The organism is Brachybacterium kimchii (genome assembly GCF_023373525.1).
Taxonomy (GTDB): domain Bacteria; phylum Actinomycetota; class Actinomycetes; order Actinomycetales; family Dermabacteraceae; genus Brachybacterium; species Brachybacterium kimchii.
In genome coordinates, this window is record NZ_CP097218.1 from 2,579,086 (window position 1) to 2,592,336 (window position 13,251).

The window sequence follows — 13,251 nt, forward strand, 5'->3', positions numbered from 1 at the left end:
GACACCGTCGTCCTCCGCAGGAGCAGCCCTCATGTCCTCCGCCCCCTCCCCCGCCGACATCCTCGCGGAGTCCCTCGCGATCACCGCACCCGTGGACACCGGCCGCCTGCCGGTGCTCAGCGGCGCCCTGGCCCTCGCGCAGGACGCCGATCAGGTCACCCGCGCCACCCTCCACGCGACCTCCCACGGCGTCTACGAGGCCACGCTGAACGGGCTCCCGGTGACGGACTCGCTGCTCAACCCGGGGTGGACGGTCTACGAGCGGCGCCTCCAGGTCGCTGCCTTCGATGTCACGGACCTCGTCCACGAGGCCCCGATCGAGGACCCGGACGCCCCGGCACTGCGCCTGGACGTGACCCTCGCGGGCGGCTGGTGGCGCGGCGACCTGGGCTTCGAGAACGCCGACGCGAACTACGGCGACGACCTCGCGCTGCTCGCCGTCCTCGAGGTCGTCTTCGCGGACGGCACGGTCCAGCGCCTGCGCACCGACGAGTCCTGGGCCTCGCGCCTGACGGGCATCGAGCTCGCGAACATCTACCAGGGACAGCGCGAGGACCGCCGCCTCGCCCTCTCGGCCCCCGAGCCGGTGCGCGTCGTCGAGATCGACCGCTCGACCCTGATCCCGCAGGCGTCGCCGCTGATCACCCGCCACGAGACCCTCGCGCCGCAGCGGATCTGGACCTCGCCGTCGGGCCGGACGCTGCTGGACTTCGGGCAGAACCTCGTCGGCTTCCTCCGCTTCTCGGTCACCGGTCCCGCCGGCACCGAGATCACGCTGCGCCATGCGGAGGTCCTCGAGCACGAGGAGCTCGGCACCCGTCCCCTGCGCGGCGCCGAGGCGACCGACCGCATCGTCCTTTCCGGGGATCCCGAGGGCGAGTTCTTCGAGCCCACCCTCACCTTCCACGGCTTCCGGTACGCCGAGATCACCGGCTGGCCCGGCGAGCTCGCCGCGGAGGACATCGAGGCCGTCGTGGTCGGCTCGGACATCACCCGCACCGGCTGGTTCGAGAGCTCCCATCCGGGGGTGAACCAGCTGGTGAGCAACTCCGTCTGGTCGCAGCGCGGGAACTTCCTCGCCGTCCCCACGGACTGCCCGCAGCGCGACGAGCGCCTGGGCTGGACCGGCGACATCGCCGCTTTCGCCGCGACCGCCGCCTTCCAGTTCGACGTCGCCGACTTCCTGCACGCCTGGCTGCTGGACCTCGCCGCGGAGACCGAGGCCAACCCCGACGGCTGGGTCCCGTTCGTGATCCCCGACCTGCTCAAGCTCGCCCACCACGACCCCGAGGTCGAGGCCGCGGGATGGGCCGGGGCGACTGCGATCTGGGGCGACGCCGCGGTCTGGGTGCCCGAGGCCCTCTGGAACGCCTACGGCGACCTCGAGCGCCTGCGCGAGGAGTACCCGGGTATGGTGCTGCACCTGCGCAGCGTCGAGAAGGCGCTCTCCCCGAGCGGCCTGTGGGACACGGGCTTCCAGTTCGGCGACTGGCTGGACCCGGACGCCTCCCCGCACGCCCCCGCCGACGCGAAGGCCGACAAGGGCGTGGTCGCGACCGCGTGCCTCGTGCGCTCCGCGCGCTTCGCGAGCCGCGCAGCCCACCTCATCGGCCGCGAGGAGGACGCCGCCCACTGGCAGGACCTCGCCGATCGCGTCCTCACCGCGTTCACCGACGCCTATGTGCACGAGGACGGCACGATCACCTCGGACTGCGCGACCGTCTACGCGCTCGCGATCTCCTTCGATCTGCTCGCGCCCCGGACCCGCGAGAGGGCCGGCGAGCGCCTGGCCGAGGTGGTGCGCGCCGCCGAGTACCGCGTCTCCACCGGCTTCGCCGGAACCCCCTTCGTCACCTGGGCGCTCTCGGAGACGGGGCACGTCGAGGACGCCTACCGCCTGCTGCTCGAGGAGGAGTGCCCCTCGTGGCTCTACCCCGTCTCGATGGGTGCGACGACGATCTGGGAGCGCTGGGACTCGATGCTCCCCGACGGCTCCATCAACCCCGGCGAGATGACGAGCTTCAACCACTACGCGCTGGGCGCGGTCGCCGACTGGATCTACCAGGTCGTCCTCGGCATCCGCGCCGCGGAGCCCGGCTACCGGCGCGTGCGCATCCAACCGGTCCCCGGCCCGGGCCTCGACTGGGCGCGCGGGGCCCTGGACTCACCGGTCGGCCGCATCGAGGTCTTCTGGAGCACCGAGGGGGCCGACGGCCCAGCGACCGACGGTCCGGCGGCCGACGGGGGCTTCCGACTCGAGGTCACGATCCCCGAGGGGATCCTCGCCCAGATCGTCCTGCCCGACGGCCGGGTCGAGGAGGTCGTGGGCGGCTCTCACACGTTCTGAGACGGCGCGGGCGGCGCGGTGGTCCCGCGCAGCACGAGCTCGGTGGGCAGGAGACGGTGCAGCGGCGCCACGGCGTCGTCCGCTCCGCGGTCGAGCAGCGCATCGATCGCGGCCTCGCCGATCTCGGCGCGCGGCACGCGCACGGTGGTCAGCCCGGGCGCGAGCATGCCCGCGAACTCGATGTCGTCCCAGCCGATCACGCTGAGCGCACCCGGGACGTCGACGCCCCGGGTGCGCAGGTGGTCGACGAGCCCGAGCGCCATCACGTCGTTGTAGACGAGCACCGCGCCCACGCCCGAGCCGAGCACGGCCTCGGCGGCCTGCGCGCCTCCCTCGGCCGTCGGCGGGAAGCGCCCCAGGTCCACCTGCTCCATGCCTGCCCGGCAGGCCAGCGCGATCGCCCGACGCCGATCGGCGTCCGAGCGGCTCGCCTCGGGGCCGCCCACGTAGCCGATGCGCGTGTGCCCGAGCTCCGCGAGGTGCCGCACGGCCGCGCCCACCCCGGGCTCGGGATCCGCGAGCACCCCCGGGAGGCCCGGATCGGTGCGGTTGACCAGGGCGAGGCGGGTGAGGCCCGCGGCCTCGCGCAGGCTCGCCTCGTCCATGCGGCTCGAGCACAGCACGATCCCGTCGACCTGCTGGGCGAGCGTCCGCACGAGCGGCAGCTCGCCCTCGGGCTCCTCCTCGGCGTCGGCCAGCAGCAGCTGCACGCCGCGCTCGCGGGCCCGCGCCCGCGCCCCCTTGAGCACCGCCGGGTAGAAGGGGTTGAGCAGGTCGGGGACGACCACCCCCACCACGTCGCGCCTGCCCGTGACCAGCGCGCGAGCGGTGGAGTTCGCGACGTAGCCGAGCTCCTGGGCGGCCTCGAGGATCCGCGTGCGGGTCGCCGCTCCCACCATGTCGGGGCGCTGGAAGGCGCGGGAGGCGGTCGCGACCGAGACCTGCGCCCGCGCGGCGACCTCCCGCAGCGTCGCGACCATCGGCTCCCCCTTCGTGCTCGCCCGTCCTCGTGCCGCCTCGAAGCGTCGCGGCCTCGGCGTCGAGGCGGCGGCATCACCGTGCAACCGTTTCGAGGGCGGTGGGCGCACGGTCACTATATAGTCGTTCGAGCCCCGCGTTGCAAACGATTGCATCCCGGTGGGCCGCACGCCCGGGCACCCGTCCGGAACCGCCCCGGAGGCGGAGCCGGATCCGAGCCCGGAGCCCCTGCGCTCCCGTCGTCGCCATCTCGAGGAGGAGACCCCATGACCACGCCGCTCACCCTGCACCCCCATCGCGCGCTGCCCGCGGACCCGGCGGTGCGGGACATCGCCGTGCGGATCTACGAGCAGGTCGCGGGTCTCCCGCTGATCTCGATGCACGGGCACGTGGAGGCGCAGGCCTTCGCGGAGAACACACCGTTCGCCGATCCCGCCCAGCTGCTGATCGTGCCCGACCACTACGTGACCCGCATGCTCGCCTCCCAGGGCATCTCCTACGACGCGCTGGGCCTCGCGCGCAGCGACGGCGGCGCGGTCGAGACCGACTCCCGGAAGATCTGGCGCACGTTCTGCGAGAACTGGAAGCTCTACCGGGGCACGCCGTCGCGCTACTGGATCGAGCACGAGCTGGTCGAGGTCTTCGACGTCCACGAGATGCCGTCGGCCGAGTCCGCGGACCGCATCTACGACCAGATCGCCGCGGTCGTCGCGAGCGACGACTTCCGTCCCCAGCAGCTCCTGGACCGCTTCGACATCGAGATCATCTCGACCACGGACCCCGCGACCTCCGACCTCGCCTTCCACGCGAGCATCGCGGAGCAGGGCCTCGGCGAGCGCGTGGTGCCGACCTTCCGCCCCGACGCGGTCTTCCAGATCGGCGGCCCCGCATGGACCCGCGAGGTGGATGACCTCGCCGCGGTCTCCGGCATCGACACGGGCGACTTCTCGGGCTTCCTCGACGCGATCCGCGAGCGCCGCCGGGCCTTCGTCGCCGCGGGCGCTCGCGCCTCGGACCACGGGCACCTGCGGGCCGACACGACGCCGATGGATCCGGCCGACGCCGCGGCGCTCTATGCGCGCGTGCGCGCCGGGGAGCGGCCCAGCCGCGAGGAGGCGTTCGCCTTCGAGGCCCACATGCTGTTCATGACCGCCGAGATGTCCTGCGAGGACGGCCTGGTCATGCAGATCCACCCCGGGGTGCTGCGCGATCACCACTCGGGCGTGCTGGAGACCTACGGCAAGGACAAGGGCTACGACATCCCCGTGCCCGTGGACTACGCGCGCGGCGTGCAGCCCATGCTCGACCGCTTCGGCCGCGACCCGCGCTTCCACTGCATCCTGTTCACGATCGACGAGACCGTCTACTCGCGCGAGCTCGCCCCGATCGCGGGCACCTACCCCTCGGTGCGCCTGGGCGCCCCGTGGTGGTTCCTCGACTCGCCCGACGGCATGCGCCGCTTCCGCGAGCTCGCCACGGAGACCGCCGGGTTCTACAACCTGTCGGGCTTCGTCGACGACACCCGCGCCTTCGCCTCCATCCCCGCGCGCCACGACCTCTCGCGCCGCGTGGACGCCGGCTACCTCGCGAACCTGGTCGCCGAGCACCGCCTGGGCGAGGACGAGGCCACCGACGTCGCGATCGACCTCTCGACCACCCTCCCCCGCGCGGCCTACCCGCCCATCGCCCACTGAGCCGGCGCCGCGCGGCCGCCCGCGCGGCGCCGCCGCACCCTCGCCACCGCACCGCTTCCTGGAGGTCAGCACCGTGAGCACCCCGTCCACCCCCGCCGCCGCGGCATCCGCCGCCGGCGCCGCCCCGTCCGCGGGCGGCCGCCTCGTCCACCTGGGCATCGGCAACTTCTCCCGCGCCCACACGCTGCCGTACACGGCGGACGCCGGCGCGGGCGAGGACGCCTGGCGCGTCAGCGCCTTCACCGGCCGCTCCCCCGCGATCGCCGAGACGCTCGAGGCGCAGGGGAACCGCTACGGGCTCGTCGTCCGCGAGGCCGACGGCGACCAGGTGCGCCTGCTGGACGTCCTCGACGAGGTCCGCCCCGCGTCCGACATCGAGGCCCTGCAGCGCCTGATCGCGGATCCCGAGGTCTCCGTGGTGACGCTGACGATCACCGAGAAGGGGTACGCGGCGGGCGACGACCCTGCCGTCTCCGCCCCCGCGCGCCTCGCGCTCGGCCTGCGCGCACGCCGCGAGGCCGGCGTCGAGGAGCCGATCGCCCTGGTCTCGTGCGACAACCTGCCGGGCAACGGAGAGGTGCTGCGCGAGGCCGTGCTCTCCGCAGCCGACGCGGACACCCGCGGCTGGTTCGAGGACCACGTGGACGTCATCTCCACGATGGTCGACCGGATCACCCCGGCCGCGAGCGCCGAGGACCAGCGGATCGTCGAGGAGGCCACGGGCTTCGCCGACCGCGCGACCGTGGTCACCGAGCCCTTCACCGAGTGGGTCGTCCAGGACGCGTTCCGCGGGCGCCGCCCGGCCTGGGAGACGGCGGGCGCGCAGCTCGTCGAGGACGTCGAGGTGCACGAGAAGCGCAAGCTGCGTCTGCTCAACGGCGCCCACTCCCTCATGGCCTACGCGGGCCAGCTCGCCGGTCACGAGCGCGTGGACCAGGCGATCTCCGACCCGGCCGTGCGCGCCCTGGTCGATGCCCTCTGGGCCGACGCCCGCGCGACCCTCCCCCTGCCCGCCGCGGAGCTCGACGCCTACACGGCAGCGCTCGTCGAGCGCTTCGAGAACCCGCGCATGGCCGACGCCCTGGACCGCATCGCGGCCGACGGCTCGGTGAAGCTCACGGTGCGCGCCCTGCCCGTGATCGCCGACCGCGGCGGCCCCGCGCAGGCGTCCGGCGCCCTCGCGCTCGTCGCGGCCTGGACCGCCTTCGTCACCTGGCGCGTCGCCACCGGCACCTCGTTCTCGGATCCGCGGGCCGACGAGATCTCCGAGGCCGCCCGCCTCGAGGATCCGACGGCGCGCGTGCGGGCCCTGCTCGACATCGTCATCGACGGCGGCGCTCCGCAGGATCTCGTGGACGCGGTCGTCGCCGCCGAGGGGACGCTGCCCCGGGCCTGAGGCCCTTCCCCCTCAGCCTCGCAGGATCCGAAGCACCGGCACCTCGTGCAGGCCCCGGTGGACGTCTTCGAGGGCGCGATCGAGGTCCTGCAGCGCGAACCGCTCGCCGTACAGCCTCCGGGACTCCTCGACCATCGGTCCCACATGCGGGTCGACGGCCGAGGCCCCGGCCGCGGTGGTCAGGACCGTCAGCCGCAGCCGGTGCGTCCCGGGGCGCAGACGATCGGTGAGATCGAGGCGGTGCGGTGCCCGCCAGATGATCCCGGCCCGCTCGCCGTCGACCTCGACCACGGCGATCTCTTCCACGGGCGGGCGCACCTCCGCGCGGAAGCCGTGCGCGCCGTCCGGCCGAGGCATCGGCGCGCACGGCCCCAGGTCGAGCTCGACGCGCGCACCGGCCGGCACCTGCTCCGCCCCGATCTGGACCTCGATCTCGTAGACGCCGCATGAGCGTTCGGGCGCCAGCTCCCCCTCCCAGCTGTGCGGCAGGGTCACCTCGCGCTCCGCGTCCTCCGCGCTCGTGAAGGTCCACGGCCCCGCGAGGGCGAGCTGCGCGTGTGGCTCCGCCCGCGACGCGGTGCCTTCGAGCGACGCCGCGTCACCGTGCGCGTCGGTCCGGGCCGGCGTGCCGTCGCTCCCGACCAGCACGAGCGCCTGGTACGAGTGCAGCTCGAGGGTGATCGCCCCGTCGTCGACGCCGCCCCCGACCTCGTCCCCGCCACCGGCCTCGCCCTCCGCCCCGGCCGAGGACCGATCCCCGAGTGCGCGGCGTCCTCCGTCATCCGGATCGAGGACCTCCCAGTGCGCCCTGGGCGTGCGCGGGGTGATCGCGACGCGGCGCACCGTGCCCCCGGTGTTCGCCACCAGGTACAGGTCCCCGTCGTCCAGCCTGCGATGCACCGTCCCGATCTCACCGCCGTCGCCGCGGAGGGACACGTCGGGCGGGAGAGCGGAGCGCAGGGCCGCGCCGAACTCCGCCTCGGCGACCTGCTCCTGCGCGGGGCACGCCGGCGCCTCGACGGCGATCACGGTGCCGCCGGCCGCGCGCACCGCGTCGAGCCATGCGCGCGTCGTCTCCGGCATCCGGGTCGACCGGGCGACCACGACCACGGGGTAGGCGTTCGGTGCGAGGGTCTCGAGCGCGGGGTCGTCCACCAGGTCGAAGTCCCAGCCTCCCGTGCGGATCGCCGCCGGGATTCGGGGGCCGATGAGGTCGCGCGTGGCCTTGAACAGGTCGAAGCCGCCGGCGTGGGCGGTACGGGCGTCGTCGGCGGGCACCAGCACGGCCACGTCGGCGACCCGCTCCCCGCGCCGCAGAGCGCCGCAGAGCCGGGCGAGCGAGGTGGTGAGCTCCGGCATCGCGGGCCACCACGGACTGCGGTCGTCCAGCGCCCCGGCGGCGTAGAAGCGCCAGCCCAGTCCCGGCGCCTCGGGCGGCGAGTACGGCCAGCCGTGGCCGACGAACCGGGTGATGCCCGAGAGCAGGTGGTCGTGCGCCTCGGCGCGCAGGTCCAGCGGCGTCGCGCGGAAGGAGGGCGAGTGCACCCACGTCCACACCTCGCTCGAGACCACGCCGTGCCCCAGCAGGTGCGCGGCGGAGGACGCCCAGCGGCAGGCGGTGATCTCCTTCCAGCCCGCACCCTCCCCCTCGACGAGGTCGGCCGAGCGGTACGCGCTGAGCGTCACGGGCGGCTCGCCGTAGGCCTGGACGCGGAACGGGACGCCGTGGTCCGCGGCCCAGTCGCGGCAGACGGCCAGGAAGTTCTCCTCGACGAGCTCGCCGAGGGTGCGGCCCATGTCGACCCGCAGCTGCGCGGTGTCGGGTCCCTCGCCGCCGGCCTCCTCGGTGACGAGGCGGTGCAGCACGGGCACGGGGTCGTAGCCGCGGCGCCGCGCGAACTCCTCGGGCAGCCGCGGCGTCCAGCCCGCCTCGTACACCTCGAGGCTGTCGCAGAAGACCGAGCCCAGCAGCGCGGCGGGCACGGCGCCGAGCAGCGCCTCGCCCACGACGTCGAGATGGTGGCGGGTCGCGTCGGCGCTGAGGTGGTCGAGCACGGGCCCCTCTGCCCCGGCCGACGACCGTTTGACCTGCTGCCCGGTCACCTCCGACCAGGCCAGCAGCACGGTGCGCGGCCCGAGCCCGGCGGGGATCCGCAGCGCCTCGGCGTCCGTCGCCGTCGGCACGTGCACCCACTGCGTCGGCGCCGTGCCCTCCCCGACATAGGCGCCCACGAGACCGTCGCCCGGCCAGGAGAGACGCGCCGGGACGTCCAGCGGTGCCGGGGAGATCTCGCGGCGCTCCCAGCGCAGACGCCGCGAGGCGTGCTCGGGTCCGATGTGGGGTCCGCCGAACGACCAGCCGCTGCCGAGCGTCACGTCCAGCCGCAGGCCGAGCTCCCGCGCCCGCTCGGCGGCGTGGCGCAGGGCCGCGAGCATCCGCGGCGAGCCGAAGCGGTCCGCCGTCTCCCGCAGCGGGTGGACGAAGGCGACCTCGGCGCCGCCGAGGCCGGCGGCGGCCATGGCCTCGAGCTCGCGGTCGATCTCCCCGAGCTCCTGGTCGGGCCCGAACCACCACCAGCGCATCATCGGCCGGTCGGCGGGGTCCGGGTCCCGCCACCCGCTGCGCAGCGCGGAGACGGTGCCGGCTTCCGCGCCCGCCGTGCCTGCTCCGGTGCCCGGCCCGGCCCCGCTCACCGCGCGCCCGTTCAGCGCGCCGGCACGGCGGCGAAGGGGGCGAGGTGGCGGGAGATGTGCGGGACGAGCACCTGCGTGTACCGGTCGTGGTGGGCGCGCAGATCCGCCGCGAAGCGCCCGCGCAGCGGGGTCCCGTCGGGGAGGTCCGCGGTGAGGGAGTCGCCGTAGCCCACGTGCAGGATCTGCCGGGCGTCGTCGCTGTCCCGCACGAGCTCGACGAGGGCCTCCGCGCCCAGGCCCGTGAGGTCCGTCGGGGTGCGGTCCTCGTGCGCGGAGACCTGGTAGGAGGCCTTCGCCCGCGCGTAGGCCTCCCGCGAGATGCCCCAGACGGCGGCGAACAGCTCGGGGTCCGCCGCGGCGATGACCTCGAGGGCGCACAGGTAGGAGGTGCCGGAGGTCTTCAGGTGGACGAGGCCGTCGGTGGCCTCGAGGGCGAGCGGGTAGATCGAGAACTTGTCGGACCCGGAGTGCAGCGAGATCTTGTAGCCGCCGTGCAGCTCGCCGATCGCGTGGTGGACCTCGAGGTTGCGTCGCAGCTCCTCCCGGTCGCCGCGGAACTCGAGGCCCTTCTCGAAGCCGTCGACGTAGCGGGGGGCGAAGGAGAACCAGGTGACGCCGAGCCTCTCGAGCTCGGTCGCGAGGTAGTGGTGCTCGAAGAAGGAGGTCTGCCAGGCCGTCTCGTCGACCGCGATCTCGACCTCGACGGCGGGCTCGCCGCCGTGCGCGGCGCGCGCGGCCTCGGGTGCGTGCGCGAGCAGGTGGCGGTGCAGGCGCGCGGCCTCGGCGACCGCCCCGCCGTACTTCACGGCCGCGGTGAGGATCTCCGCGTCCGACGGCGCGATCCGCTCCCCCGCGGCCTCGATGTCGAGGCCGCGGTAGCGGGCGAGGAGGTCGGTCCGGGTGTCCTCGAGCGCCTCCCAGGGCAGGTCGTCGACCTGCTGCTCGGTGATGCCGCCGGTGACGTCCTGGACCATGTCGCCGGGATCGAGGGTGAACATGCGGAACCCGGCATCGAGCCCGCGGTCGATGCCCTCGGTGGTCTTGATGTGGTCGCAGTCGGCCCCGTAACCGCGCTCCCATCCGGCTTCGACCAGGCCGAACACCGCGTCGTCGAGGACTTCCCTCGCGCTGCGCCCGAGCCGGTCCATCTCGCGGATCGACTGCTGGGCGAGCACGGGGAGGACTCCCCCGCCGGCCTCCGCGAAGGCGCGCGCCTGCCCGGCGGTCGCGAGGCCGGTGCGGTCCCCGGTGCCGACCGAGGTGCGGTGCCCGCTCACGAGCCGCGGGCGCAGCGCCGGCACCGCCGCCCGCAGGGCGAGCGCGTTGGCGTGGCTCGCCGGCCCCTCGAGGACCATCCCGTCGGCCGTCTCGGAGACGGTCCCCTCGAACGCGGTCAGGTCCGCGCGGCGGGCGGCGCGCAGCAGCAGGCTGCTCTTCTCGCGGCTGCGGACCACATCGGCCTGCAGGGCAGCGGTGTGCAGGGTCATCGGGATTCTCCTCCGGTGGGATCGGGTGCGCGGTGGCGCGGGGGCGCGAGGGCCGACGCGGTGGTCTCGTGCACCGCGTCCGGGTCGGCGAAGGGCGCGCCGATGCGGCTGAACGGCGCGCCGGCGTGGAGCGCCCGGCCCATCCAGTCCTCGACGTCGCGGACGACGGGGTGGGCCGCCTCGCCCTCGCCGACCCAGGTGACGTGCTCAGGGGCGATGGGCCGCGGGTCGGGCCCGCTCTGGGTGGCTTCGAGGACGGTGGTGAAGGCCTCGGTGCTCTCGAGCGGGGAGAGCAGCGGCGCGGACGAGTCCTCGCGGCCGTCGAGAGGGTCGGGGCCGTCGCGATGGTCGAGGCGATCGAGATGGTCGAGGAGGTCCACGAGCAGATCCCTGCGATCGAGGGACTCCTGCGTGCGCACCCCGGAGGCGTCGGCGAGCTCGAGGCGATCCAACGTGTACTCGAGGCGTGCGCGCCCCTTCTCCCCGCGGATCTCGATCCAGGGGTCGCTCTGCGAGGGCGCGGTGGTCACGAGCGCCGCCTGGACGAAGGGACCGGGGCCCACGGGGTCCACGCGCAGGTAGGTGGTGTCGTCGGCCTCGATGTCGTGGGCGCGGCGCAGCTCGGTGGTGATCCGCGCGATGTCGCTCGTGCGGGAGATGCCCGCGATCTGCAGGGCGAGGTCGACGGCGTGGGCGAGGGGGTTGGTGGCGACGCCGTCGGCCACTCGCCGGCCGTCCATGCGGCGCCTGCCCGACCAGGGGCTGCGCGCGTAGTAGGCGCGGTCGCGCATCCAGGCGCCGAAGGCGTCGACGCTGCGCACCTCGCCCAGCGCGCCGAACGCGAGCAGCTCCCGCATCCGCGCGGCCCCTCCCCCGCCGCGGGCCTGGAAGCCGACCTGCACGACGCGTCCGGCCTCGCCCGCGGCGCGCAGCAGGTCCTCGTGATCGCCGAGGGAGGGCACGGGCGGCTTCTCGAGGTAGAGGTGGCAGCCGGCGGCGAGGCCCTCACGGGCCAGGTCGGCGTGGGTGGTGATCGGCGTGGCGATGATCAGCACCTCGGGTGCCTGATCGGCCCCCTCGAGCAGTGCTGCGAGGCTCGGGAACCACGGGGCGCCGATCCCCGGCTCGGGCTCGGCGACGTCGACGACGCCCACGAGGCGGATCCGCCCGCTCTCGCGCAGCGGCGCCATCTGCCGCAGGTGCACGGCGCCGAAGCCCCGCGTGCCGATCAGCGCGAGTGGCAGCGCCGCCCGCGCCTCCCCCGCGCTCATCGACCGATCCCCATGAACTCCTCGACGTCGACGGCCTGCCCGGTCTCGATCGAGGCGTTGCCGCAGATGCCGATGGAGATCGCGCGCAGACCGTCGTGCCAGTCGGCCGCGCGGCCCAGCGGATCGGTCCCCTCACCGTGAGCGCGCCCGCGGAAGACCTCGGCGAGCATGAGCGCGTCGCCGCCGCCGTGCGCCCCCTCCCCCTGCGCGATCTCGATCTCCTGGGCGGTCTCGAAGTGTCGCTGCAGGACGAGTCTCTCGCCGGCGCGGCGAGCCCCCTCGCCCTCGTCGTCCACGCGCACGGCGCTCGGGTCCACCACCGCGTCGCCCTCGGTCGCTCCGTCGCTCTCGCCCCGCTCCCGGGTGTTCGTGAGCACGGCCGTGCGCTCGACGACCTCGAGCTCGACGCGCCCCTCGGTGCCGTTGACGGCGACCCGGTAGCCCTCCCAGGGGCTGTGGGCGTTCAGCGCGTAGGTCAGGGTGAGGCCGCTGTCGAAGTCGACGATCGCCGTGAGGTTGTCCTCGGTGGTGACGCCGGGCGCGAAGACGTCCTGGTCACGGCGGTATCCGTCGTGCTGCTCCTGGTCGAGGTAGAGCTCCTTCAGGCGTGGATCGCTGCGCAGGTCGAGCTCGAAGGGACCGTGCGGACCGTCGTGCGTACCGCGCTCGGCGGCCGGCCCCTCTCCCCTCTCCTGCGCCGCCCGATCGCCGTAGAAGCGCACGCCGCCGCGCGCATAGACGGTCCGCGGCTGCGCGTCGATCCACCAGGAGGCGAGATCGAAGTGGTGGGAGGCCTTGTGGACGAACAGGCCGCCCGAGTTCGCCTTGTCGCGGTGCCAGCGCCGGAAGTAATCGGCGCCGTGCGCGGTGTCCAGCACCCACTCGAAGACCATCGAGACCGGCGTGCCGATGCGACCGTCGGCGATCACCTCGCGCAGGGCGCTGTTGCGCGGCGAGTAGCGGTAGTTGAAGGTGACGGTCACGCTGCGGCCGGTGCGGCGCACGGTCTCCTCGATCATCCGCGCCTTCTCCGCGTCGATCGTCAGCGGCTTCTCGACGACGACGTCGGCCCCGGCCTCGAGGCTGCGCACGATGTGCTCGGCATGGAAGCGGTCCATGGAAGTCACGATCATGCGCTCGATGCCCTGCTCGGCGATCACGTCCTCGAGGTGCTCGGGACCGACGGCGGGGACGCCCTCGAGCGCCTCGTAGTGCTCGCGGTACCACTGCATGCGCCCGGGGTTCGTGTCGAACAGGGCGACGAGCTCGGCGACGTCGGCGTGGGGGCCGGTGATCGCGTCGATGTACATCTGGCTGCGATGGCCGGTGCCGATCAGGCCGTAGCGGGTGCTCATGCGGGCTCCTTCGGGACGTCGGGAACGGA

The 13,251-nt window shown here is 74.3% G+C and carries 8 protein-coding genes; 3 read left to right on the forward strand and 5 right to left on the reverse strand.

Going from position 1 to position 13,251, the window contains the following annotated elements:
* Positions 1-31: 31 nt before the first annotated feature.
* On the forward strand, positions 32-2,347 hold the full coding sequence (locus M4486_RS11930) for an alpha-L-rhamnosidase (RefSeq protein WP_249477404.1): 2,316 nt from the start codon (positions 32-34) through the stop codon (positions 2,345-2,347).
* Here the strand turns inward: M4486_RS11930 and M4486_RS11935 are convergent.
* The gene (locus tag M4486_RS11935; protein ID WP_249477405.1) at positions 2,335-3,327 is read right to left on the reverse strand and encodes a LacI family DNA-binding transcriptional regulator; all 993 of its coding nucleotides are present in this window, start codon (positions 3,325-3,327) and stop codon (positions 2,335-2,337) included. The two genes, M4486_RS11930 and M4486_RS11935, sit on opposite strands and share 13 nt — an antisense overlap.
* 264 nt (positions 3,328-3,591) lie before the next feature.
* Between M4486_RS11935 and uxaC the strand changes: the two genes are divergently transcribed.
* Both uxaC and M4486_RS11945 read left to right on the forward strand, forming a co-directional pair.
* Entirely contained in the window at positions 3,592-5,019 is a 1,428-nt protein-coding gene (gene uxaC / locus M4486_RS11940) for a glucuronate isomerase (RefSeq protein WP_249477406.1), read from the forward strand.
* A 73-nt stretch (positions 5,020-5,092) separates the two neighbouring features.
* Positions 5,093-6,415 carry a mannitol dehydrogenase family protein gene (locus M4486_RS11945; RefSeq protein WP_249477407.1) on the forward strand — a complete coding sequence of 441 codons (1,323 nt, stop codon included), beginning with the start codon at positions 5,093-5,095 and terminating at the stop codon, positions 6,413-6,415.
* Between the two features lie 12 nt (positions 6,416-6,427).
* Here the strand turns inward: M4486_RS11945 and M4486_RS11950 are convergent, their stop codons facing one another.
* From M4486_RS11950 to M4486_RS11965, 4 genes are read right to left on the reverse strand one after another with little or no spacing between them, the layout of a single operon-like run.
* Entirely contained in the window at positions 6,428-9,109 is a 2,682-nt protein-coding gene (locus tag M4486_RS11950) for a glycosyl hydrolase (RefSeq protein ID WP_249477409.1), read from the reverse strand.
* Positions 9,110-9,120: 11 nt separating this feature from the next.
* The gene (locus M4486_RS11955) at positions 9,121-10,596 is read right to left on the reverse strand and encodes a tagaturonate epimerase family protein (RefSeq protein ID WP_249477410.1); all 1,476 of its coding nucleotides are present in this window, start codon (positions 10,594-10,596) and stop codon (positions 9,121-9,123) included.
* A complete protein-coding gene (locus tag M4486_RS11960) occupies positions 10,593-11,867 on the reverse strand; it encodes a Gfo/Idh/MocA family protein (protein ID WP_249477412.1) in 1,275 nt (424 codons plus the stop codon). Before M4486_RS11960 ends, M4486_RS11955 begins: the two co-directional genes overlap by 4 nt.
* Entirely contained in the window at positions 11,864-13,222 is a 1,359-nt protein-coding gene (locus M4486_RS11965) for a Gfo/Idh/MocA family protein (protein WP_249477413.1), read from the reverse strand. Before M4486_RS11965 ends, M4486_RS11960 begins: the two co-directional genes overlap by 4 nt.
* Positions 13,223-13,251 lie beyond the last annotated feature (29 nt).